The following is a 23,666-nucleotide window of genomic DNA, read 5'->3' on the forward strand; positions in this document are numbered from 1 at the left end:
AGCTCACAGTCGCATACACACTGGCAAGTCGGCATCACGCAAAAGGAGCCTGCATGGGCGCTCGCGTTTCCACCTGTATTTTTGGTCTCTGCCTACTGACGCTGTTGAGCGGCTGTGGCGAGGATAAGGCTGAACCCAAGCCGCATTCACGGGTGTTTGTGCAGACCGTACAGTCGGCGGGCTTCGCCGCGGCTGTCACGCTGACCGGCGACATTCAGGCCCGTGTGCAAACCGACCTGTCGTTCCGCGTCGGCGGCAAGATCATCCAGCGCATGGTGGATGTGGGTGACCGCGTAACCGCCAAGCAAGTGCTGGCCAAGCTCGACCCGAAGGATTTGCAGACCAACGTCGATTCCGCCCAGGCCCAGGTCGTGGCCGAGCAGGCACGGGTCAAGCAAACCGCCGCCGCCTTTGTCCGCCAGGAAAAACTCTTGCCCAAGGGTTACACCAGCCGCAGCGAATACGATTCCGCCCAGGCCGCGCTGCGCAGCAGCCAAAGCGCACTGGCGGCCGCCCAAGCCCAGTTGGCCAATGCCCGCGAACAACTCCGTTATACCGCGCTGATCGCCGAAGCGCCGGGTGTGATTACGGCGCGTCAGGCCGAGGTCGGCCAGGTGGTACAGGCCACTGTGCCGATTTTCAGCCTGGCCCGCGATGGCGAGCGTGATGCCGTATTCAATGTGTACGAGTCGCTGCTGGTAGAGCCGCCGCCAGATGCGCCGATCACCGTCAGCCTGTTGGATAACCCGAGCATCAAGGCCGTGGGCAAGGTCCGTGAAGTCACACCCGCCGTGGCGGCCAATACCGGCACCGTACAGGTGAAAATCGCCTTGCAAGCCCTGCCCAAAGGCATGCAACTGGGCTCGGTGGTGAGCGCTACCACCAATGGCCCGGCCAAGGCCAGTATCGAACTACCCTGGTCCGCGCTGACCAAAGATCTCAGCGAACCCGCCGTTTGGTTGATCGACGGCGACGGCAAGGCGCAATTGCATAAAGTCACCGTGGCGCGTTACCTCACTGGCAAAGTCATCATTGGCGACGGCCTCAAAGGCGGCGAAAAAGTGGTGGTGGCCGGTGGGCAATTGCTGCACCCCGGCATGCTGGTCGAGATCGCCCAGCAAGGAGCGCAGCCATGAAGCGCCTGACGGGGATACTCGCCGCCAGCCTGTTGCTGGTTGCCTGTTCGAAAGAAGAGCCGCCGCCGGAGCCCGTGCGGCCGGTGCTGTCCATGGAAGTAAAATCGGAAGATCAGGAAAACCTCGGTCGTTTCGCCGGCACCATCCAGGCCCGCTATGAAACTAACCTGGGCTTCCGCGTGCCTGGCCGTATTGCCCGGCGCGCCGTGGATGTGGGTGCCGAAGTGGAGAAGGGCGCCTTGCTCGCCGTACTCGACCCCACTGACCAACAGAACCAATTGCGTTCTGCCCAGGGCGATCTGGCGCGCGTACAGGCGCAATTCATCAACGCCCAGGCCAACGCCCGCCGTCAGCAGGCGTTATTCAACCGTGGCGTCGGTGCGCAGGCGCAACTGGATATCGCCCAGACCGACCTGAAAACCACCCAGGCTTCCCTCGACCAAGCGCAGGCCTCAGTCAATCAAGCCAAAGACCAACTTAACTACGCCGAACTGCGCACTGACCACGCCGGCATCGTCACCGCCTGGAATGCCGAGGCCGGCCAGGTGGTCAGCGCTGGACAGCAAGTGGTGACCCTGGCCCGTCCGGATATCAAGGAAGCAGTGATCGACCTGCCCGCCGGCCTGGCCGAGCGCCTGCCGCAGGACGTGGTGTTCCTGGTCGCCGGGCAACTCGACCCGAGCGTCAACACCACGGCCATCGTGCGCCAGGTTGAGCCCCAGGCGCAAAGCGCCACACGCACCCGTCGCGCGCGGCTGACGCTGGCCGAAACACCACCGGCATTCCGCCTCGGCACGGCGATCAGCGTGACGCTGAGCACCGCCATCGAGCCGCGCATCGAAGTGCCCCTGAGCGCCCTGCAGGATGTCGACGGCAAGACCCGCATCTGGCTGCTCGACACCCAAAGCCAGACCGTGCAACCGCGCGACATCAACGTGATCAGCCGTGATGCCAACAGCGCCTTGCTCAATGGCGGCATCAAACCCGGCGAGCGCATTGTCACCGCTGGCGTGAACAGCCTGAAGCCTGGGCAGAAGGTCAAAATCGACGAGGACAGCCCGCGATGAAAGGGAGTTTCAACTTATCCGACTGGGCCCTTAAGCATCAGTCTTTCGTCTGGTACTTGATGTTCGTCGCGCTGCTGATGGGTGTGTTCTCCTACATGAACCTGGGCCGCGAGGAAGACCCCTCGTTCACCATCAAGACCATGGTGATCCAGACCCGCTGGCCGGGCGCGACCCAGGAAGAAACCCTTAAGCAGGTCACTGACCGCATCGAGAAAAAACTCGAAGAACTGGACTCCCTCGACTACGTAAAAAGCTACACGCGGCCGGGCGAGTCCACGGTGTTCGTGTTCCTCAAGGACACCACCAGCGCCAAGGACATCCCGGGCATCTGGTACCAGGTCCGCAAGAAGATCGACGATATTCGCGGCAACTTCCCTCAAGGTTTGCAGGGGCCGTCATTCAACGATGAGTTCGGTGATGTGTTCGGCTCGGTGTACGCCTTTACCGGCGATGGCCTTTCGATGCGCCAGTTGCGCGACTACGTGGAACAGGTGCGCGCTGAGATTCGTTCGGTGCCGGGGTTGGGCAAGGTCGAGATGATCGGCCAGCAGGACGAAGTGATTTACCTGAATTTTTCCACGCGCAAGCTGGCGGCCCTGGGGATTGATCAGCGCCAGGTCGTGCAGAGCCTGCAATCGCAAAATGCGGTGACGCCGGCTGGGGTGATCGAGGCCGGGCCAGAGCGGATTTCCGTGCGCACGTCGGGGCAATTTTCCTCGGAGAAAGACCTGGCTAACGTCAACCTGCGGCTCAATGACCGCTTCTATCGCCTGGCAGATATCGCAGAGATCGCGCGTGGCTACGTCGACCCGGCGCGGCCGATGTTCCGTTTCAACGGTAAGGCGGCGATTGGCTTGGCCATCGCCATGCAGAAGGGCGGCAATATCCAGTCGTTCGGCAAGGCCTTGCATGAACGCATGGACGAACTGACCGCCGACCTGCCGGTGGGCGTCGGCGTGCACAAGGTCTCCGACCAGGCGGAAGTGGTGGAGGAAGCCGTCGGCGGCTTTACCAGTGCCCTGTTTGAAGCGGTGATCATCGTGCTGGTGGTGAGTTTTATCAGCCTGGGCATGCGCGCCGGGCTGGTGGTGGCGTGCTCGATTCCGTTAGTGCTGGCGCTGGTGTTCGTGTTCATGGAGTACAGCGGCATCACCATGCAGCGGGTATCGCTGGGCGCGTTGATTATCGCCTTAGGCCTGTTGGTGGATGACGCGATGATCACCGTCGAGATGATGATCACGCGCCTGGAAAAAGGCGAAACCAAGGAGCAGGCGGCGACCTACGCGTACACCTCGACGGCGTTTCCGATGCTCACCGGTACTTTGGTGACGGTCGCCGGCTTCGTGCCAATTGGCCTTAACGCCAGCTCGGCGGGCGAGTACACCTTCACCCTGTTCGCGGTCATTGCCGTAGCGATGCTGGTGTCGTGGGTGGTGGCGGTGCTGTTTGCGCCGGTGATCGGCGTGCATATCCTCAGCGCCAACGTGAAGCCGCACGATGGCGAGCCGGGGCGGATTGGCCGCGCTTTCAATGGCGGCATGCTGTGGGCCATGCGTAACCGCTGGTGGGCGATCGGCATCACCGTGGCGCTGTTTGTAGCGTCGGTGTTCTCCATGCAGTTTGTGCAGAACCAGTTCTTCCCCTCGTCGGACCGCCCGGAAATCCTCGTCGACCTCAACCTGCCGCAGAACGCCTCGATCAACGAGACGCGTAAAACCGTCGACCGTCTGGAAGCGATCATCAAGGACGATCCGGACATTTCGCGCTGGAGCACCTATATCGGCCAGGGCGCGATCCGGTTCTACCTGCCGCTCGACCAGCAGTTGGAGAACCCCTACTACGCGCAATTGGTCATCGTGAGTAAGGGCCTGGAGGAGCGCGGCGAGTTGATCCAGCGTCTGCAAAAGCGCCTGCGCGATGACTTTGTCGGCATAGGCAGCTATGTGCAGCCGCTGGAAATGGGCCCGCCGGTGGGGCGCCCGATTCAGTATCGTGTGTCGGGCAAAGACACCGACCAAGTGCGCAAACACGCCATCGAACTGGCGACGTTGTTGGATAAGAACACCCACCTGGGCGAGATCATCTACGACTGGAACGAGCCGGGCAAAGTGCTGCGCATCGACATTGCCCAGGACAAGGCGCGGCAACTGGGGCTGTCGTCGGAAGACGTGGCGCAATTGATGCACAGCGTGGTCAGCGGCGCCTCGGTGACCCAGGTGCACGATGATATCTACCTGATCAACGTGGTTGGCCGCGCCGAAGACGCCGAGCGCGGCACGCCGGAAACCTTGCAGAACCTGCAGATCGTCACGCCCAACGGCACCTCGATTCCGCTGCTCGCCTTTGCCACCGTACGCTATGAGTTGGAGCAGCCGCTGGTGTGGCGTCGCGACCGTAAGCCGACCATCACCATCAAGGCCTCGGTGCGCGATGAGATGCAGCCGACGGACCTGGTGAAGCAGCTCAAGCCGGAAATCGACACGTTCAGCGCCGGTTTGCCGGCGGGTTACAAGGTCGCCACCGGCGGCACCGTGGAGGAAAGCGGCAAGGCCCAGGGCCCGATTGCCAGCGTGGTGCCGCTGATGTTGTTCCTCATGGCGACCTTCCTGATGATCCAGCTGCACAGTGTGCAGAAGATGTTTCTGGTGGCGAGTGTTGCGCCGCTGGGGCTGATCGGCGTGGTGCTGGCGCTGATTCCCACAGGCACGCCCATGGGCTTTGTGGCAATCCTGGGTATTTTGGCGTTGATCGGCATCATCATCCGCAACTCGGTGATCCTGGTGACGCAAATCCATGAATACGAGGTGGCCGGCTATACGCCGTGGGATGCGGTAGTGGAAGCCACCGAGCACCGGCGTCGGCCGATCCTGCTCACGGCGGCGGCGGCGAGCCTGGGCATGATCCCGATTGCGCGGGAAGTGTTCTGGGGGCCGATGGCGTACGCGATGATTGGTGGGATTATCATCGCCACGTTGCTGACGCTGTTGTTCCTGCCGGCGCTGTATGTGGCCTGGTACAAGATTCGCGAGCCGAAACAGGAGAACGCCTGACTGTCGTTGCCTTCCTGCATAGGTGTGGGAAGGTTCCTGGAAACACTTTCGAGACATTTGCCTGGCGGTAATTGCATTACTCTCCGGGCCTGGTTTCGATTGGACGGTCTGTGTCATGCGCTGTTTTCTGCTGGTTTGTACCCTCCTGCTTTCGCCCCTGACGCTTGCGGGCACCGTACTGGAAAATAGCCTGTGGCGGGTCGAAATCGACCCCGCCACGCTGGCGTTGCGCGTCACCCCGGTGGGTGAAACCTCGGTGCAGGCCTCCAGCGGCATTCCCGCGCACACCGTCAGCGATGTGCAGGGCAGTGCTGAGCAAGCCAGCTGGCAATGGGACGGTGGTGCGTATCGCCTGGTTGCGCGCCTTGAACAGCGTGACCTGACCCTGACCGTCACCGCTCGCGAACCAGGTGAGCTGGCGCTGCTGAACCAACCCGCCGAAGCGATTGGCCAAGGCCTGATCTGGCCCTTGGCCGAAGGGCATTACGTGCCTGCCGGCAACGCCGTTTGGAAGGCCTTTCTACTCGAGCAGGGCGTCATCAACACCACCCAGGATCTGAGCCTGCCGTTGTGGGGTGTCGATCACGGCACGTTTACCCTCAACTGGTTGCTGACCAACCCCTATAACAACCGCCTGCGCTGGCAGGAAGGCATGGCCCTCTCATTGGCCCATGAATTCACTTCGCTCGAGCCGTCTAAGCCGATGACCCTGCTGTTGCACCTAGGCGCTGCCGACCCATTGGCCGGGGCCAAGCGTTATCGCCAATGGCTGGTAGAGCAGGGCCGGTATGAGCCGTTGGCGGACAAACTGCGGCAGACGCCTGAGGCCGACAAGTTGCTGGGCGCCAGCCACGTCTACCTGTGGGGCAACGATCTGCTGGCCCCGGAGGATGTACGCCACTGGCCTTTGTTGCTCAAGCGCTTGCGCGGTCATGAACTCAAGGGCTTGTTGGACAAGGAAGCCACGAAGGTCCTGGCCCAGGGCACGGCGTTGAATCGTTACGAGCAGACAGTGCTGCTCCGGGGGCTGAACGCGGCGACCAACAAAAAGGCCCGACAGAGTTGGCAGATTGCAGAGCCCGATATGACACGGCTCGCGGCGCGCTACGGCGAGCTGCGCAGCGAGTTGGCGGTGGACTTTGCCGGGGCCTTGAGTGATACCCCTGCAACCTGGGGCAGCACAGCGATCCAGTCGCTGCGCGACTCAGGGCTCCCACGCTTGCTGCTCACCCTTGGCGAAGGCTGGGAAGGCGGCCTGTGGCACCCTGAGTCGATCCGCGCCGGTGTCGACGCCGGCTACCTGATGGCGCCCTATGACTCCTATGAAACGGCCCTGGCCGCCACGGAAAACCCCGATTGGACCACCGCCCACCTGGGCAGCAAGGCCTATCGCGACTGCGCAATTGTGTTGAAGGGCGGCAAGCTCAAGACCGGCTTCCAGCAATCCGGTCACTACACCGACCCGCGCTGCGTGCGGTCCTTATTGGAAGCACGAGTAAAGGCCGTTCAAACCAAGGCGGGCTTCAACGCGTGGTTCCTCGATGCCTACGCTACCAGCATGGTCTTCGACAGCTACCGCGACGGCGCTCCAATGACCCAGGCGCAAAACGCGCAAGGCAACATCGACGCCTCTCGTTGGCTGAATACCGCACTCAAGTTGCCCGCCGGTTCCGAAGACGGCAATGCCATCACCGCCCAGGGCATCCTGTTCGCCCATGGCATGCAGACGCCCGTGATCGGTTGGGGCGACCAAGCCATGACCAAAGACAAGCAATCGCCCTACTACGTGGGCAACTGGTACCCGCCGGAACAACCGACAGTGTTTTTCAAATCGGTGCCGTTGAAAGAACCCTTTCGCACGGTGTATTTCGAGACGGACATGCGCCTGCCGCTGTACCAGGCGGTGTTCCACGGCTCGGTGATCACCACCCATCATTGGCTGTTTGACAGCCTGAAGCTGAGCAATGTGCGGGCCGAGAATGAGTTGACCCAACTGCTCTACAACGTGCCGCCGCTGTATCACTTGAGCGCTTCGACGGTCAGCCAGCGATTGCCGTTGATCCAGCGCCAGGATCGTTTTTTCCGGCCGCTGCATCAGCGCCTGGCGACCCAGGCAATGACCGGGTTTCGGTGGCTGACAGCGGATCGTTTGGTGCAGGAGACCACGTTTGCCGATGGGACGCGGTTGGTGGCGAATTTTGCTGCTGAACCGAGAGAGGGATATCCGGGGCGTAGTGTGACTGCGCTGGTTGTGGGTGAGAAGTCGGTGGTGTATCAGGTCGATTAGCTCACCCTGCCAAACCGCTATCGCGGGCAAGCCCGGCTCCCACAGGGAAATGCATTCCAACTGTGTGGCTTGCCTGCGATGAGGCCAGCGCAGGCAACACAGACCTAGTTCTTTCTCCACACACTCGCCAACCAAGGCTGCTGCTCCCTCGGTAAACCAGCAGGCCGGTAGTAATGCTCCAGCTCCACAAACCCCGCCCCCGCCAACAGCGCCTGCCACGCCGCCAGGTCGTGATAAGACCCATACCGCGGCCCATTCCAGCCTTCCAGGTTCTCACCGCGTGGATTGGAGCTGAACAAGACGCCACCTGGTTTCAACGTCCCATGCAGCTGCTCCAGCACACGCGGCAATTCCTGCTTGGGAATATGAAACAGCACGGCATTGGCAAAAATCCCGTCAAAGCGCTCGGCAGGTAGGTCCAGTTTCAGGAAGTCCTGCTGCAACACTTCACAACCACTGTCTTCGCGCGCCATCTGCGCAAACCGCTCCGAACCATCGAGCCCCACGGCGATATGCCCCATGCGCGTAAACGTCTGCAAATCGCGCCCCGGCCCACAGCCGAAATCCAGCACGGTAAACGGCGCGCAGCCCTGGATATGCCGCAACAGCGCGTCGATGTTCTGGCTCACATCGTGATCGCGGGTGCCTTCGCGGAAGTCCTCGGCCACTGTGTTGTAGTGGCCGAGGGTGGCGGCGGTGATCTGGTCGAGGTCGTCGGGCTTGAGGGTCATGACGGGGAATACCGGGTACTGAGAGGGCCCGACTATACCTCACCGCTTGTTCAACACCCGCGCCAACCGATCCCCACCCAACTGGATCACTGCCACCAGAATCACCAGCAGCACGATCACCGTCAGCATGATCTGCGTATCAAAGCGCTGATAACCGTAGCGGTAGGCGATGTCACCCAAACCGCCGGCGCCAATCGCCCCGGCCATGGCGGACGAGTTGATCATGGTCACCAAGGTGATGGTGAACCCGCCGACAATCCCCGGCAACGCTTCCGGCAACAGCACGTGCCAGATGATGTGCCAGCGTCGGCAGCCCATGGCTTGCGCGGCTTCGACCAAGCCGTGGTCGACTTCGCGCAAGCTCACCTCGGCAATCCGTGCAAAAAACGGCGTGGCGGCGATGGTCAATGGCACGACCGCCGCCCAGACGCCATAGGTGGTGCCGACGATCAGCCGGGTGAATGGGATCAGCGCCACCATCAGGATTAGAAAGGGTATGGAGCGGAACAGATTGACGAACGCCCCCAGCATGCGGTTGAGCGCAGGTGCCTGGTAAATGCCGCCTTTGTCGCTGGTGACCAGGAACACCGCCAGTGGAATTCCCACCAGCAACGCGATCAGCGACGACACGCCGACCATCAACAAGGTGTCGATGGCACCCTGTACTAAACGATCAAACCACATAGCCCAGCACCTCCACCTGTTGTGCCCAATTCCCGGCGCGTTTACGCAGCTCTTCGGCACTGTGGGCCGAGCCACTCACCGCCAGCAGCAGTTGCCCCAGGGCGTGGCCCTGGATACGTTCCACGCCGCCTTGCAGCAGGCGTACACGCGCGCCAAGCGCGCTGAACAACGCGGCCAGGTCCGGCGCGTCGGTATCGCTGCCGGTAAACTGCAAACGCAGCACCACAGCGGCATCGGTGGATTGCGGTGTGGCCTGCAAACGGCTTTGCAACTCGTCCGGCAGCCCATGTTGCAGCGGTGCCAGCAGGGTTGTGCTGACGTCATGTTGCGGGTTGCCAAACACTTGCCACACCGGGCCTTGTTCGACGATGCGCCCGTGTTCCACCACCACCACGCGGTCGCAGATTTCGCGGATCACTGCCATCTCGTGGGTAATCAACACAATGGTCAGGCCCAGGCGCCGATTGATCTCGCGCAGCAGGCCGAGGATCGACTGGGTGGTCTCCGGGTCGAGGGCCGAGGTGGCTTCGTCGCAGAGCAAAATCTCTGGGTCGTGTACCAGCGAACGAGCGATGCCCACGCGCTGTTTTTGCCCGCCGGAAAGCTGCGCCGGGTAGGCTTTGTGCTTGTCCTGCAAACCGACCAATTCCAACAGCTCGCGCACCTTCTGCTCACGCTGGGGCTTGGGCACTCCGGCGACTTTCAGTGGCAATTCGACGTTTTGCCACACGGTCTTGGCCGACATCAAATTGAAGTGCTGGAAGATCATGCCAATACGCCGACGCAGCGCCACCAGGCGGTCTTCGTCAAATTCGCCAATGTCCACCTGATCGATCAGCACCCGTCCGCTGCTCGGTTGCTCCAGGCGGTTGATAGTGCGGATCAGCGACGACTTGCCGGCGCCGCTGCGGCCGATAATGCCGAACACTTCACCACGCTGTATCGCCAGGTCGATGCCTTGCAAGGCGTGCACAGTGCCGTCATAGGTCTTGCCCAGGTTGATAAAACGCACATGGGCGCGGTTCAGGTCCGCATGCAGTTCTGTCTGTTCGGCGTCCCTGGGCGCTGAGCTGAGGTCGCGCAGTTGCGCATCGGCGGCGGTCATTTTTTATCTTCCCAGCCGACTTGGTAGAGCTTGCCGAGGGATTTATCCAACGCAGCGCGCACCACGGGCGAGTGCTGGTAGATATCGACGAACTTGATCACCCGTGGGTCGGCTTTGCTTTTCGGCTGGATCACGAACTGGATCACGTATTCCGGGTGGTCGAGGCCGTCGAACAGCAGCGCCGACTCAGCATCGAAGGTTTTGGACAGGCGGATATAGGCCGGGTAGCCCTGCACCAAGTCTGCGTCGTCATAAGCGCGCACCAGTTGTACGGCCTCGACTTGCAGGATCTTGATCTTTTTTGGGTTGGTCACAATGTCTTCTTCGGTGGCCTTATAGCCCACGCCCGGCTTGAGGGTGATCAGGCCAGCCTTGGCCAGCAATTGCAGGCCGCGACCGCTGTTGATCGGGTCGTTGGCAATCGCCACGCTGGCGCCCTGGGGCAAGTCGTTGATGCTTTTGTATTTTTTCGAATACAGCCCGACGTTGTTGATGATGCCCGGCGCGTACGGCACGAGGTCAAAGCCGGCGGCGGCCTTGGCGTTTTCCAGGAACGGGATGTGCTGGAAGTAGTTCACGTCGATATCACCGGCGGCCAGGCTGACGTTGGGCGCGATCCAGTCGGTGAACTCCACCAGCTTGACCTTCAGGCCTTGTTTGTCGGCTTCGGCGACCGCGGCTTCCAGGGGAATGGCGAAGGCGGCGGTGGTGCCGATTTTCAACGGCGCATCGGCAGCGAACACTGCAGAGCTGAACAAACCGAAGGCCAGGGCCAGTGCTTTGACTGGGTGGGAGAGCAGTGTTTTTTTCATGGTCGATTTCCAGTCATCAGGTGTAGGTACGAGCGATGAAGATCTAAATGTGGGAGCGGGCAAGCCCGCTCCCACATTTTTGATTAGTGTCTGTAGGTGGAGCCGGCGTGCTGTTCGGGTAACCGGGCGCTGCCATGGAAGATCTTTTCGCGCAGCGTTCCGGTGCCATAAGCAGTCTTGTACGAGCCACGGCGCTGCAACTCCGGCACCACCAGATCAATGAAGTCCACATAGCTTTCCGGCGTAACAATGCGCGTCAGGTTGAAGCCATCCAGGCCGGTCTCGCTGATCCACGACTCCAGCTCATCAGCAACTTGCTCAGACGAGCCCACCAACGTGATATAGCGCCCGCCCAGGGCGTGTTGCTCGAGCAATTTGCGCCGGGTCCAGTCGTTGTTCTGCAGGTTCTTGGTGGCCGATTGGATCGCGTTGCTCTTCACGTACTGGATAGGCTCGTCCAGTTCGTACTGAGCGAAGTCGATCGCGGTGGACGCCGAGAAATGCGCCACGCCGGCCTCCGCGCTGGCGTAGCTCAGGTATTCGGCGTGCTTGGCCCAGGCCAGCGCTTCAGTGGCGCCAACGATCACGTTGAGGCCCATGAACACCTTGATGTCATCCGGGTTGCGCCCGGCTTCCACGGCGCTGGCGCGCACCTTGTCCACCTGGATTTTGGTCGCGGTCTTGTTCTGCCCGCTGATGAACACGCATTCGGCATGACGCCCGGCGAACAGCAGGCCCCGGTCCGAACTGCCCGCCTGAAACAGCACCGGCGTACGTTGCGGCGACGGTTCGCACAGGTGATAACCCTCCACCTGATAGAACTCACCGTGATACTCGACCTTGTGCACCTTGCCCGGCTGCGCATAAACCCGCGCCTGTGGATCGTTGATCACTGCGTCGTCTTCCCAACTGCCTTCCCAGAGTTTGTAGAGCACCTCCAGGTATTCATCGGCTTGGTCATAACGGCGGTCATGCTCGACCTGCTCGGTAAGCCCCATGGCCTTGGCGGCGCTGTCGAGGTAGCCGGTGACGATGTTCCAACCGACCCGGCCACGGCTCAGGTGGTCGAGCGTGGACATGCGCCGCGCAAACAGATACGGCGGCTCATAGGTGAGATTGGCGGTGAGGCCGAAGCCGAGGTTTTTTGTGACGGCGGCCATGGCCGAGACCAGCAGCAACGGGTCATTCACCGGCAGTTGGATCGACTCCTTGAGCGGCACGTCAATCGAGTGCTGGTACACGTCGTACACGCCGACGATATCGGCAATGAACAGGCCGTCGAACAGCCCACGCTCCAGGGTTTGCGCCAGGTCGGTCCAGTACTCGATGGTTTTGTATTGGGTGGACGTGTCCCGTGGATGGGTCCACAGGCCGTGGTTGATGTGCCCGATGCAGTTCATGTTGAAGGCATTGAGCAGGATTTTCTTCTTCGCCATCAAAGGGTCCCCCGCAGTGGCGGGTTTTCATTGTTGAGGTAGTAATTGCCCACCGCGTGGTACTTCCAGCGCACCGGGTCGTGCAGGGTGTGCACGCGGGCGTTGCGCCAGTGGCGGTCAAGGCCGTGCTCGGCCAGGGTGGCCTGGCTGCCGGCCAGTTCAAACAGCGTGCTGGCGGCGGCGAGGGCAATTTCGGTGCTCAAGGCACGCACTTCGGCGATGGCAATCGAGGCGGCAGCAACGGTCTCGGCGTTGCCGTCGGCCTGGGCGCGGTCGAGAAATTCCCCTGCGCGTTCCAACAGCGCCTCGGTGGCGTGCAGGCGGATGCTCAGGTGGCCGAAGCTTTTCAGGGTCAGCGGGTCTTCAGTCGCCTTGTCGCTGCCGGAATCGATCCACGGGCGGGTCTTGGTGCGCACGAAGTGCAGCGCATCTTCAAAGGCTGCGCGGGCAATGCCGGTGTCGATGGCCGCATGGAGGATCTGCGCCAGCGGGCCGACGGTGGTCGGGCGTTCGAAGGCGCTTTGAAACGCGATCACGTCATGCGCGGCAACCCACACCTTGTCGAACACCACCGAACCGCTGCCGGTGGTGCGTTGGCCGAAGCCGCTCCAGTCGTCGATGACCGTCAGGCCGTCGCTGTCGCGCGGGACAAAGGCGAGTTGCTGCACGCCCTGTTCATCCACCACTGACGTGGGGATGCGCTGGGCGTAGATCGCACCGGTGGAATAGAACTTGCGGCCGCTGATACGCAAGCCGTCGCCGTCGCGGGTGATGGCCGTGACGCGGTCATGGGCGGTCTTGGTGCCCAGTTCCGCCAGGGCGTTGCCGAAGCGCTGACCGCAAAGGACTTCGGCGTACAGACGCTTTTGCTGCGCAGGGCTGCCGTTTACGCGCAGCACTTCCAGTGCGTAGAAATGGTTCTGCGGGATCTGGCCCAGCGAGGCGTCAGCCTGGGCGATCAGCCCAATCACCTTGGCCAGGGTGACGTTGGACACGCCTGCGCCGCCGTATGCCTTCGGCACGCTGATACCCCACAGGCCGGAGCGGGAAAACACGTCCAGCTCGGGCAGGGGCAGGCGACGCTCGCGGTCGCGCTGGGCGCTGTCGCGGCGGAAGTCTTCAGCCAGGTCGCTGGCGACAATCAGGGCGTGTTCGTCGCTGGTAATGACCGCGACGTTAGGGGGAAAAGTCATGGGTTTCTCCAGACGCTCGTAAAAAAGTGTTCTGGTCAGTCAGATCCAGGAATGTCGAGCCGGCAACGTGCCGTTCAGTCGATAAGCGCCCACCGCGTGGTACTTCCAGCGCACCGGGTCGTGCAGGGTGTGCACCCGCGCGTTGCGCCAGTGGCGGTCGAGGTTGAACTCGGCAAGGGTGGCGCGGCTGCCGGCCAGTTCGAAGAGCTTTTCGCTGACCAGCAACGACACTTCGGTGGTCAGCACTTTCGCCTCGGCCACGGCAATCGACGCACGCGCGGCTGACTGAGCGGTGATCGGCGCAGCGCTGACCTGGTCCAGCACCTGACCGGCCTTGCGCAGCAGGGCTTCGGCGGCGTGCAGTTCGATCTTGAGCTTGCCGATCTCGGCGATCACATACAGGTCATCACTGGCGCGTTCGACCTTGGCATCGATCCAGGGACGCGAGCGTTCACGAACGAAGGCGATGGTGTCCTCAAGCGCGCCGCGCGCAATGCCGGCGTCGATGGCGGCCTGAATCAGTTGGGAGACGGCGCCCTGGATATTCGGGGTTTCGCCGATGCGCCAGTTTTCCACGACCCGTTCGGCGTCCACCGGCACTTGGTCCAGCAGCACCGTGCCACTGGCGGTAGTGCGTTGGCCGAAGCCCGACCAGTCATCGACAATGCGCAGCCCTTCAGTGCCACGGCGCACGAACGCCATGACCTGCCTGCCGTCATCGTTCAGCGCTTTGACCGCAACCCAATGCGCAAACAGCGCGCCGGTGGAATAGAACTTCTGGCCGCTGATCACGTAACCGTCACCCTTGGCGGTGATGCGCGTTTTGAGCTCCAGGGTGTTCTTGGTCCCGCGTTCCGGGCCGCCATTGCCGATGCGCCAACCGTCGAGAACGCTTTGGAACAGCTGCTTTTTCTGGCGCTCGGTGGCCGCACCCTGTAACAGGTGCAGGATGCCGAAATGGTTCTGCGGGATCTGCCCGAGGGCCGGGTCTGCCGCGCTGATGATCGCGAACACGTCGGCCAGGGTGACAAAAGACACCTGCGGGCCGCCGTATTCACGGGGAATGGAAATACTGCCCAGCCCACTGCGGGTGAACTGCTCAATCTGCGCCCACGGCAGCTGGCGTTGCCTGTCGCGCTTGGCGGCTTGCAGGCGCGCAGCCTGAGCCAGCTCCTGGGCAGCATTCAACGCCTCTGCATCGTTGCGCAGCACAGCGGCCGGCAACAGCAGGGGAGCTACGTCCAGATCACTCTGGGGAGTTGTTAGAGCCAAGTTAGACATCAGCGCCGCTCCTTGGCTGCACGTAATGCCCTGGCGTTGCCCACCGGGGTAATCCTGACCATACCGACCTCGCATTCAATGAAATAAAAACAGAAAATTCAGAGATGTCCGGTGGTCCGGTAGATATACCCTAAGCGTATTAAATATTTAAATAAACTAACTTTTGGGAATATGAATAGAAGGTCTTTCACCCTGGTTCGCAGGGCGACCCGAGAGGGCGGGGACGATAGATCAGCGCAGTCCCGACCGGGTGGGTCGGCGCCTCGGCGGCAATGCGTAAAGTGCGGGCGGGTGCCCAGCGTGAGTTGTTGCCGACGCGATCCAGAATGCAATAGGTCACCTCCAGCCGGCAGTCGTCGCCGGCTTCGACAATCACCGTCGAAGGCACCCACACCTGCACCGCCTGGCCGATTTCCCTGGCCTGGATCTTCGGCAGGTCCAGGCGCACATCGCCCCAGCGCAGGGTGATGGCATCGCCGGTGGTCATGTTCAGGTACGGCTCGATGGTCAGAGGGATACCGCGCCGTACCTGGCTGGCGTTGACGCCGCAGCGGCGGATGGTCTCGGGCAGGCCCACGGGGGCGAGGTTGTGGTTTTCGTCGTGGTACAGGGGCGAGGGTTGGCCGCCAGGGTAGTGGGTCTTTACGCGCACCCGCGTTTCGGCGGAGCGCGCAGGGCCATGGCCGATCTGCATGACCTGGTAATGGACCTGAGCCGGTCCATCCAGCACGAAACTTTCCGGCACCCGCAGGTGGGTGAATGCGCCGACCTTGCACGCGGTCACCCGCCGTGACGCGGCAAAGCAGTTGTTCCAGAACAGCTCGATCAGGTCGCCTTCACCCATGCCGGGATACGGCGCAATGTCGACCTGCAGGTGTGTGGCGGCCAGGGCATTGATGCCATTGCCGATGGCCTGGGGCAGTGTCGGTGCAGTGAGCAGTGGGGGCGTCATAAATAATCTCCTTGATACAGCCAGCAGCAATCGTTCCGGACCTTTGGCGCGGGTGCGCGGGGTGACCGAAATGAACGATTCAGAAAACAGCTGGGATAGGATCCAATCCTCTGAGCGCTAGATAAGAGGGTTGGCCAAGGGGCGTCAATGGCGGCAAAAGGCTAAACGGCGGGTTTTGTGATATTCAGAAGGGTCTGACTGGGAGGGGGATTTATAGTCCCGTGTGGCGGGGTGTTTTACGGCGTGGAATGACGATTTCCTGTAGGAGCGCGCTTATGTGGGAGCTGGAAAGCCAGCTCCCACATAAGCGTGTCAGTGAGCCAGGAATTTGCTCAAAAACTGCCTGGTGCGTTCTTCCTTGGGGCTGGCAAACAGTGCCTTGGATTCGCCTTGTTCCACGATCACGCCCTTGTCGAAGAAGATCACCCGGTTGGCCACGTCACGGGCAAAGCTCATCTCGTGGGTGACGATAACCATGGTGCGGTTTTCTTCGGCAAGGCTGCGAATGGTCGCCAGCACTTCGCCCACCAGCTCCGGGTCCAGCGCCGAGGTGGGTTCGTCAAACAGAATCACCTCCGGCTCCATGGCCAGTGCACGGGCAATCGCCACGCGCTGTTGCTGACCACCGGACAAACGCCGTGGGTAGACATCTTCCTTACCTGCCAGCCCCACCTTGGCCAGCAGTTTGCGCCCCAGGGCGTCAGCGGCTTCGCGCGGCATCTTCTTGACCACGGTGGGGCCTTCGATGACGTTTTCCAGCGCAGTGCGGTGCGGGAACAGGTTGAAGCTCTGGAATACAAACCCCACGTGCTGGCGCAGGCGCCGCACCAGGCTTTGTTGCTGGTTGATCGGCCTGCTGGTGTCGATTTCGATGTCGCCCACCTTGATGCGGCCACTGGTGGGCTGTTCGAGGAAGTTCAGGCAGCGCAGGAAGGTGGTCTTGCCGGAACCGCTGGGGCCGATAATGGCGATGACTTCGCCTTCCTTGACCTCAAGGTCGATGCCGTTGAGCACCACCTGACTGTTGAATTGTTTGGTCAGTTTTTCAACCACGATCATGCTTCAGGACTCCAGGTCATGCCGGTTGACCCGGGCTTCCAGACGATTTTGGAAATACGCCAGGATGCTGACCAGCACCCAGTAGATCAGGGCGGCCGACAGGTACATCGCGAAAATCTCGAACGTGCGCGCGGACACCAACTGCGCCTGGCGCAGCAGCTCGGGCACTTGGATGGTCGCTGCCAGCGAGGTGTCCTTCACCAGCGATGTAAAGCTGTTACCCAGCGGTGGCAATGCCGTACGCATCGCCTGCGGCAGGATCGCCCGACGCAGGGTTTGCACACGGGTCATGCCGATACTGGCAGCGGCTTCCCACTGGCCACGCTCGATAGAGCTGATGGCGGCGCGCAAGGTTTCACAGATATACGCTGCCATGTTCAATGAGAGGCCGATCAGCGCGGCGGGAATCGGGTCGAGTTCGATACCCACTTGCGGCAAGCCGTAATACATCATGAACAGCTGCACCAGCAACGGCGTACCGCGAAAGAACGACACGTAGATGCGGGCGATCCAACTCAGCGTCTTGAAGCGCGACAAACGCATCAAGGCCAGGCCGAAGCCCAGCACAAAGCCGAAAAACAAACCGCCCAGGCTCAAGATCACGGTGAAGTACACGCCCTGCATCAAGAAGGGCGTGGAATTCAGGATCAATTGAAACTTTTCTTCCATTATTGGGTAACGTCAGCGTTGAAGTACTTCTCGGAGAGTTTTTTCAACGTGCCGTCTGCGCGCAGTTTTTCGATGGCCTTGTTGACCGCGGCCAGCAACTCAGGCTCGCCTTTACGCAGGGCTACGCCTGCTTCTTGACGAGAAAATGCGTCACCGGCAGCGGCGGTGTCCGGGGCTTTTTTGGCGTATTCCAGTGCCGCCAGGCGGTCGATCAGGATGGCGTCGATACGGCCGATGCGCAGGTCCTGGAACTTGGTTGGGTCATCTTCGTAGGTGCGGATATCAGCGTTCTTGACGTTGGCTTTCACCCACTCCTCGTAGTTGGTGCCCAGGCCCACCCCGACCTTTTTACCGGCCAGGTCGGCAGCAGATTTGATATTGAGTTTGTCTTCGTTCTTCTTCAGTACCAACGCCTGAATCCCGGAAACGGTGTAGGGCTCAGAAAAGTCGTACTTCTTTTTGCGCTCTTCGGAAATGGTGACTTGGTTGATCACCGCGTCCAGTCGCTTGGATTCCAGTGCGGCCAGGATACCGTCCCACTTGGTGGCCTGCAGTTTGACCTTCACGCCCAGCTCCTTGGCCAGCGCTTCGGAAAACTCGACTTCAAAACCCGCGAGCTTGCCGTCTTCCCCGACAAAGCTGAAGGGTGGGTAAGTGCCTTCCAGGCCGACGTTGATGACGCCGGCTTTCTTGATGTTGTCCAACTGCTCGCCGGCAATTGCCTGGCCCATCAGGCCAGCCCCGAGTGCCAGGCCCAAAGTGCCGACCAGCAACGTGCGACGGAATACAGAAATAGTCATGAAGAGCCCCTGTGTTTTTATGTTGAGCGAAGCAGGTGACGCGGTAGTCGTATCCTGCCTTAAAGCGCGTAGCGAGTCTTCGCCTACGGCGCGACTATAAAGCGGGTTTTTAAGACTTGAAAATAATATTAATTAAATTTTATATGCGATTTTCGAATACGCCGTAGATCCAATGTGGGAGCGGGCTTGCTCCCATATTTTGATCTGTGTGCATTCAGTTAAATGCGCCACCATAGGCGAACAATGCCGGCGCCCCGCCGGTATGCAGGAAAATGATCGGCCCGTCCTCAAAGCGCTGACGCCCGATGCCATCCAGCAAACCGGCCATGGCCTTGCCAGTGTAGACCGGGTCCAGCAACAGGCCTTCCTGACTCGCCAATAGCTTGACCGCAGAAAGGGTGCCGGCGTTCGGTTCGCCATAGCGCGGCCCGAAGTATTCGTCCCACAGGATCACCTTGAACGCTTGCGGGATATCCACACCCAGCAACTGCGCGGTACGTTCGGCCAGGCCCTGCACTTTCGGGCGCTGGGCTTCGTCGGTACGCGACACGGTGACGCCAATTACGGGCAGGTCTGGCAGCACCTCGCTCAAGGCCAGGGCGAGGCCGCTGTGGGTCCCCGCACTGCCGGAGGCCAGCACCACGGCGGCAAATTCGATGCCGCTGTCTTCGATCTGCGCGGCCAGCTCAAGCCCGGCGCGTACATAACCCAGGGCGCCCAGGGCATTGGAGCCGCCGATAGGCACCAGGTACGGCTTCTTGCCGCTGCTGCGCAGGCGGTCGGCGAGGGCATTGAGCTGGTCGTCGACGTTGTCGAGGTTTTCCACCAACTCTACTTTGGTGTCGAACAGGTCCAGCAGCAGGCGGTTGCCGTTGCCCAGGTAGTTGGGGTCGTCGGTACCGGTAGGGTTTTCCAGCAAGGCCACGCAGCCCAGGCCCAGCTTGGCGGCCAGCGCAGCGGTCTGGCGTACGTGGTTGGACTGGATAGCGCCGGCGGTCACCAGGGTATCGGCGCCTTGGGCGATGGCATCGGCGGCCAGGTATTCAAGTTTGCGCAGCTTGTTGCCGCCCATGGCCAGCGGCGTGGTGTCATCGCGCTTGACGTACACATCCCTGCTCAGCCAGGCCGACAGCCGCTCGAGTTTTTCCAGGGCAGTGGCGCCGCCCAGCAATTCCAGGCGGTTAAAACGGTCGAGCTGTTGTTTGATCATGGCTACGCACGGTTGATGAGTATGGGGCGACTATAGGCAGGCACTTTTCATCGGGCAACCGGTTTGGTTATTTGCTCGCCATAATTGGTTATTAAGGCTGCTGCTCCGCATGACGTAGCGTGGTGGCCCCTTGAGCGGCAAGTCATCAGCGACAAGCCGCAAGTTGATCGCGCTCAACTTGCAGCTTGTCGCTTGAAGCTTGTTACTGCGCCTCCCCATTTTCAGGAGTGACGACGTTGAGCGAGCGCGCCAGTCATTGGCAATTACAGACCATCGTCAGTCAACTGTGCGGCGCCCGGGACCAGTGGCGAACGCGCAATGGCCGCTTGAGTGGCGAACATGGCGGGCGCGAATTGCCGTCCCTGCGCAGCCTGTTGCACACCGATGTGCTCGCCGCCTACCACGGCGACCCGGCCGCCCGCAGCGTCGATGAAGTGCTGCTGTGCTACCCCGGCATCCTGGCGGTGATTCACCATCGTCTGGCCCACCACCTGTACCGCAACCAGGCAGTTGGTGTTTGACGAGGTCAAAGTGGGTCGGCTTGTGTTCGGCGATCGCCAGTAATCGGCTTGTCGGCGTTGCAGGCATAGTTGAATGACCTTTCGGGGGCGTCAGCAATCATTCGATTGTGTTGAGCTTGCGCGCTGACAGGCGGCACATATTGCTTGGCGTTTTCTGATTTTTCCTCGGGCTATGTGCTGAACGTTTTGTCATCTCAGCCCGTCATACCTTTCCCTGAGCTAGTGTAGGAGTTGTCTGCCGCTCGGCCCTGCAATTAGTCCCAGACCGCCTATCCATGTTTAACTTGAATGCTCGTTCAAGTTAAACCCGGTGGTTCGCTGCCCGCTCACAACAGGAGGCTTACCTTTGCTGAGTCTGTTATTTACAGCCACATCGCTCATCGTCGGGGTGCATCGTTCATGAGTGCATCGTCCACCCCCGCAAGCGGCCTGGTGCGCATGAATGCGCCGGTCTTCTATTTTGCCGCCAGCTTCATCCTGCTGTTTGGCATCACGGTCATTGCTATCCCGCAACAGGCCGGCGCTTGGCTGCTGGCCGCGCAAAACTGGGCGGCCAACACGGTCGGCTGGTACTACATGCTGGCGATGACCCTGTATCTGGTCTTCGTGGTGGTCACCGCATTATCGGGCTACGGCAAGATAAAACTCGGTGCCGACCACGACGAGCCCGAATTCAGTTACCTGTCCTGGGCCGGCATGCTGTTCGCCGCCGGGATCAGCATCACGTTGTTTTTCTTCTGCGTGTCCGAGCCGCTGACGCACTTGGTGCAACCGCCTCAGGGCGCGCCGATGAGCGCCGATGCCGCGCGCCAGGCCATGCAGGTGCTGTTTCTGCACTGGGGCCTGCACGGCTGGGGCGTGTTCGCCTTTGTTGGTATGGCATTGGCGTATTTCGCCTACCGGCATAACTTGCCGCTGGCGTTGCGTTCGGCGTTGTACCCGCTGATCGGCAAGCGCATCAACGGCCCTATCGGTTACGCGGTGGATGGTTTTGGCATCATCGCCACGGTGTTTGGTCTCGGTGCTGACATGGGCTTTGGGGTGTTGCACCTCAATTCCGGGCTCGATTACTTGTTTGGCCTCGCCCATACCCAGTGGATCCAGGTTGGTTTGATCACCTTGATGATGGGCGCCGCGATCTTGGTCGCCGTAGCCGGCGTCGACAAGGGCGTGCGAGTGATGTCCGACATCAACATGCTGCTGGCCTGTGCGCTGCTGCTGTTTGTGTTGTTCGCCGGCCCCACCCAGCACTTGCTCAATACCTTGATCCAGAACATCGGTGACTATTTGGGCGCCTTGCCGAGCAAGAGTTTCGACGTGTATGCCTACGACAAACCCAGCGACTGGCTGGGCGGTTGGACGGTGTTCTACTGGGCCTGGTGGGTTGCATGGTCGCCGTTCGTGGGCCTGTTTATCGCGCGGATCTCCCGTGGCCGGACCATTCGTGAGTTCGTATTCGGCGTGCTGCTGATCCCGCTGGGGTTCACCCTGGCGTGGATGTCGATCTTTGGCAACAGCGCCATTGACCAGGTGCTCAACCACGGCATGGCCGCGCTCGGTCAGTCGGCCATCGATGATCCGTCGATGAGCCTCTACCTGCTGCTGGAAACCTACCCGTGGAGCAAAACGGTTATTGCGGTGACGGTGTTTATCAGCTTTGTGTTCTTCGTCACCTCGGCCGACTCCGGCACTGTGGTGCTGTCCACACTGTCGTCCAAGGGCGGCAACGCTGACGAAGACGGGCCGAAATGGCTGCGGGTGTTCTGGGGCGTGATGACCGGGCTGGTCACCAGTGCCTTGCTGTTTGCCGGCAGCATCGACTCGCTTAAATCCGCGGTGGTGCTGACCTCGTTACCGTTCTCGATGATTCTGCTGCTGATGATGTGGGGACTGCACAAGGCGTTCTACTTGGAGTCGCAAAAGCAGATCGCGCAATTGCATTCGTTGGCGCCGGTGTCGGGTTCACGCAAGGGCACAGGCGGCTGGCGCCAGCGCTTGAGTCAGGCCGTGCATTTCCCGTCAAGGGATGAGGTGTATCGGTTCCTTGAGACCACGGTGCGCCCGGCGATTGAAGAGGTGACGGCGGTGTTCGTCGAAAAAGGCCTCAGGATCGTCACCCAGCCTGATCCATCCAACGACAGCGTCAGCTTGGAAATCGGCCACGGCGATGAGCATCCGTTCGTTTATCAGGTGCAGATGCGTGGCTATTTCACGCCGTCATTTGCACGCGGTGGAATGGGTTCCAAGCAGCTCAACAACCGTCGCTACTACCGGGCGGAAGTGCACTTGAGCGAGGGCAGCCAGGACTACGATCTGGTCGGCTACACCAAGGAGCAGATCATCAACGACATTCTTGACCAGTACGAGCGGCACCTGCAGTTCCTGCATTTGGTGCGCTGAGGCGACAAACCGCGCATTTACGCCATTGGTACGTACCACTCTCACAGGACTTTGCTGTAAAACGAAAGGGCAGACTTAAGCGATTCAGCTGGTTAAAAGACCTGGGAATATCGTTATTCCCAGGCCTTATTTGCCTACGTCCAAGAGAGGATTCGATGACTTACATTGCTGCCGAAAACCGCTATGAATCTATTCCGTACCGCCGCGTAGGCCGCAGTGGATTGGTGCTGCCTGCACTGTCCCTGGGGCTGTGGCACAACTTTGGCGACAGCACCCCGATCGACACCCAGCGCGCCCTGCTGCGCACCGCGTTCGACCTGGGGATCAACCACTTCGACCTGGCCAACAACTATGGCCCGCCCTACGGCAGCGCCGAGATCAACTTCGGCCGTCTGCTGCGCGAAGACTTTAAGCACTACCGTGATGAACTGATCATTTCCAGCAAAGCCGGCTGGGACATGTGGCCTGGCCCCTACGGCCAGGGCGGCGGTTCGCGCAAATACGTGCTGGCCAGCCTCGACCAGAGCCTGCAACGCCTGGGCGTCGACTACGTGGATATCTTCTACTCCCACCGTTTTGACGCCGACACCCCATTGGAAGAAACCGCCAGCGCCCTCGCCACCGCCGTGCAACAAGGTAAGGCGTTGTACATCGGTATTTCCTCCTACTCCGGGGTAAAAACCCGCGAAATGGCGGCCCTGCTCAAAGAGTGGAAAGTGCCGCTGCTGATCCACCAGCCAGCCTACAACCTGCTTAACCGCTGGGTCGAAAAAGACCTGCTGGACACCACCGAAGAACTCGGCGCCGGGGTGATCGCGTTCACGCCGTTGGCCCAGGGTTTGCTGACTGACAAGTACCTCAACGGCGTGCCGGCCGATGCGCGGGTCAATCGCCCGGGCGGTGGTTCGTTGCAGGCCAAGCACCTGTCCGAAGAAAACATCGCTCATGTGCGGGCGCTTAATGAAATCGCCCAGCGTCGTGGTCAGAGCCTTGCGCAATTGGCGTTGGCTTGGACGTTGCGTGATCCACGGGTGACTAGCGCGCTGATCGGTGCGAGCCGGCCGGAGCAGATCATTGAAAACGTCGGTGCGTTGAAGAACTTGAGCTTCAGTGCGCAGGAGCTGGCGGAGATCGATCGGTTTGCGCAGGAAGGTGGGATTAACCTGTGGGAAAAGCCATCTACTGCTGAGTAACCGGACACACCTCGGTAAAATTGTGGGAGCGGGCTTGCTCGCGAAGGCGGAGTGTCAGTCGATACATGTTTGACTGATAC

18 protein-coding genes and 1 pseudogene are annotated in these 23,666 nt (G+C 60.9%); 7 read left to right on the forward strand and 12 right to left on the reverse strand.

The features are described 5' to 3' along the window. Positions 1-53 precede the first annotated feature (53 nt). The 4 genes from AACY30_RS25850 to AACY30_RS25865 all read left to right on the forward strand — a co-directional run bounded on the left by AACY30_RS25850 (position 54) and on the right by AACY30_RS25865 (position 7,540). Positions 54-1,136, forward strand: a complete 1,083-nt coding sequence (locus AACY30_RS25850; RefSeq protein WP_339469095.1) for an efflux RND transporter periplasmic adaptor subunit — start codon at positions 54-56, stop codon at positions 1,134-1,136. Continuing rightward, positions 1,133-2,203 (forward strand): efflux RND transporter periplasmic adaptor subunit, encoded by a 1,071-nt coding sequence (locus AACY30_RS25855; RefSeq protein ID WP_339469096.1) that lies wholly within the window; start codon positions 1,133-1,135, stop codon positions 2,201-2,203. The genes AACY30_RS25850 and AACY30_RS25855 overlap by 4 nt, the downstream gene beginning before the upstream one ends. Further along, complete coding sequence (locus AACY30_RS25860; RefSeq protein WP_339469097.1) at positions 2,200-5,253, forward strand: efflux RND transporter permease subunit; 3,054 nt, start codon at positions 2,200-2,202, stop codon at positions 5,251-5,253. Before AACY30_RS25855 ends, AACY30_RS25860 begins: the two co-directional genes overlap by 4 nt. Before the next feature lie 115 nt (positions 5,254-5,368). Beyond that, positions 5,369-7,540: a glycoside hydrolase gene (locus tag AACY30_RS25865; protein ID WP_339469098.1), complete on the forward strand. Its 2,172-nt coding sequence runs from the start codon at positions 5,369-5,371 to the stop codon at positions 7,538-7,540. A 104-nt stretch (positions 7,541-7,644) separates the two neighbouring features. Here AACY30_RS25865 and AACY30_RS25870 read toward each other — a convergent pair whose 3' ends face one another. The 12 genes from AACY30_RS25870 to AACY30_RS25925 all read right to left on the reverse strand — a co-directional run bounded on the left by AACY30_RS25870 (position 7,645) and on the right by AACY30_RS25925 (position 19,472). After that, positions 7,645-8,271 (reverse strand): class I SAM-dependent methyltransferase, encoded by a 627-nt coding sequence (locus AACY30_RS25870; RefSeq protein WP_339438774.1) that lies wholly within the window; start codon positions 8,269-8,271, stop codon positions 7,645-7,647. A gap of 39 nt (positions 8,272-8,310) precedes the next feature. Then, entirely contained in the window at positions 8,311-8,955 is a 645-nt protein-coding gene (locus AACY30_RS25875) for a methionine ABC transporter permease (protein ID WP_339469099.1), read from the reverse strand. Next, a complete protein-coding gene (locus AACY30_RS25880) occupies positions 8,945-10,060 on the reverse strand; it encodes a methionine ABC transporter ATP-binding protein (protein WP_339469100.1) in 1,116 nt (371 codons plus the stop codon). The genes AACY30_RS25875 and AACY30_RS25880 overlap by 11 nt, the downstream gene beginning before the upstream one ends. Next, positions 10,057-10,872 (reverse strand): MetQ/NlpA family ABC transporter substrate-binding protein, encoded by an 816-nt coding sequence (locus AACY30_RS25885; protein ID WP_339419907.1) that lies wholly within the window; start codon positions 10,870-10,872, stop codon positions 10,057-10,059. Before AACY30_RS25885 ends, AACY30_RS25880 begins: the two co-directional genes overlap by 4 nt. A gap of 83 nt (positions 10,873-10,955) precedes the next feature. Further along, positions 10,956-12,308: an LLM class flavin-dependent oxidoreductase gene (locus AACY30_RS25890; RefSeq protein ID WP_339419908.1), complete on the reverse strand. Its 1,353-nt coding sequence runs from the start codon at positions 12,306-12,308 to the stop codon at positions 10,956-10,958. Next, on the reverse strand, positions 12,308-13,501 hold the full coding sequence (locus tag AACY30_RS25895) for an SfnB family sulfur acquisition oxidoreductase (RefSeq protein ID WP_339469102.1): 1,194 nt from the start codon (positions 13,499-13,501) through the stop codon (positions 12,308-12,310). The genes AACY30_RS25890 and AACY30_RS25895 overlap by 1 nt, the downstream gene beginning before the upstream one ends. 39 nt (positions 13,502-13,540) lie before the next feature. Then, complete coding sequence (locus tag AACY30_RS25900; RefSeq protein ID WP_339469103.1) at positions 13,541-14,782, reverse strand: SfnB family sulfur acquisition oxidoreductase; 1,242 nt, start codon at positions 14,780-14,782, stop codon at positions 13,541-13,543. A 187-nt stretch (positions 14,783-14,969) separates the two neighbouring features. After that, positions 14,970-15,734, reverse strand: a complete 765-nt coding sequence (locus AACY30_RS25905; RefSeq protein WP_339469104.1) for a hypothetical protein — start codon at positions 15,732-15,734, stop codon at positions 14,970-14,972. Positions 15,735-16,046: 312 nt separating this feature from the next. Further along, positions 16,047-16,793, reverse strand: a complete 747-nt coding sequence (gene tcyN / locus AACY30_RS25910; protein WP_339469105.1) for an L-cystine ABC transporter ATP-binding protein TcyN — start codon at positions 16,791-16,793, stop codon at positions 16,047-16,049. A 3-nt stretch (positions 16,794-16,796) separates the two neighbouring features. Continuing rightward, the gene (tcyL, locus tag AACY30_RS25915; RefSeq protein ID WP_339419916.1) at positions 16,797-17,462 is read right to left on the reverse strand and encodes a cystine ABC transporter permease; all 666 of its coding nucleotides are present in this window, start codon (positions 17,460-17,462) and stop codon (positions 16,797-16,799) included. After that, a complete protein-coding gene (gene tcyJ / locus AACY30_RS25920; RefSeq protein ID WP_339419918.1) occupies positions 17,462-18,262 on the reverse strand; it encodes a cystine ABC transporter substrate-binding protein in 801 nt (266 codons plus the stop codon). The genes tcyL and tcyJ overlap by 1 nt, the downstream gene beginning before the upstream one ends. A 214-nt stretch (positions 18,263-18,476) precedes the next feature. Continuing rightward, the gene (locus AACY30_RS25925) at positions 18,477-19,472 is read right to left on the reverse strand and encodes a D-cysteine desulfhydrase (RefSeq protein ID WP_339469106.1); all 996 of its coding nucleotides are present in this window, start codon (positions 19,470-19,472) and stop codon (positions 18,477-18,479) included. A gap of 236 nt (positions 19,473-19,708) precedes the next feature. On the opposite strand from AACY30_RS25925, the pseudogene AACY30_RS25930 reads away from it, so the two are divergent. The 3 genes and pseudogenes from AACY30_RS25930 to mgrA form a co-directional block, all read left to right on the forward strand. Next, positions 19,709-19,972 (forward strand): annotated as a pseudogene (locus tag AACY30_RS25930) (hypothetical protein); the annotation flags it as partial. A 459-nt stretch (positions 19,973-20,431) separates the two neighbouring features. Then, entirely contained in the window at positions 20,432-22,393 is a 1,962-nt protein-coding gene (gene betT / locus AACY30_RS25935) for a choline transporter BetT (RefSeq protein ID WP_339419971.1), read from the forward strand. Positions 22,394-22,548: 155 nt separating this feature from the next. Next, positions 22,549-23,586: an L-glyceraldehyde 3-phosphate reductase gene (mgrA, locus tag AACY30_RS25940; protein ID WP_314566791.1), complete on the forward strand. Its 1,038-nt coding sequence runs from the start codon at positions 22,549-22,551 to the stop codon at positions 23,584-23,586. Positions 23,587-23,666 lie beyond the last annotated feature (80 nt).

The sequence above is a fragment of the Pseudomonas sp. RA_5y_Pfl1_P24 genome (assembly GCF_963970945.1).
GTDB lineage: Bacteria > Pseudomonadota > Gammaproteobacteria > Pseudomonadales > Pseudomonadaceae > Aquipseudomonas > Aquipseudomonas tritici.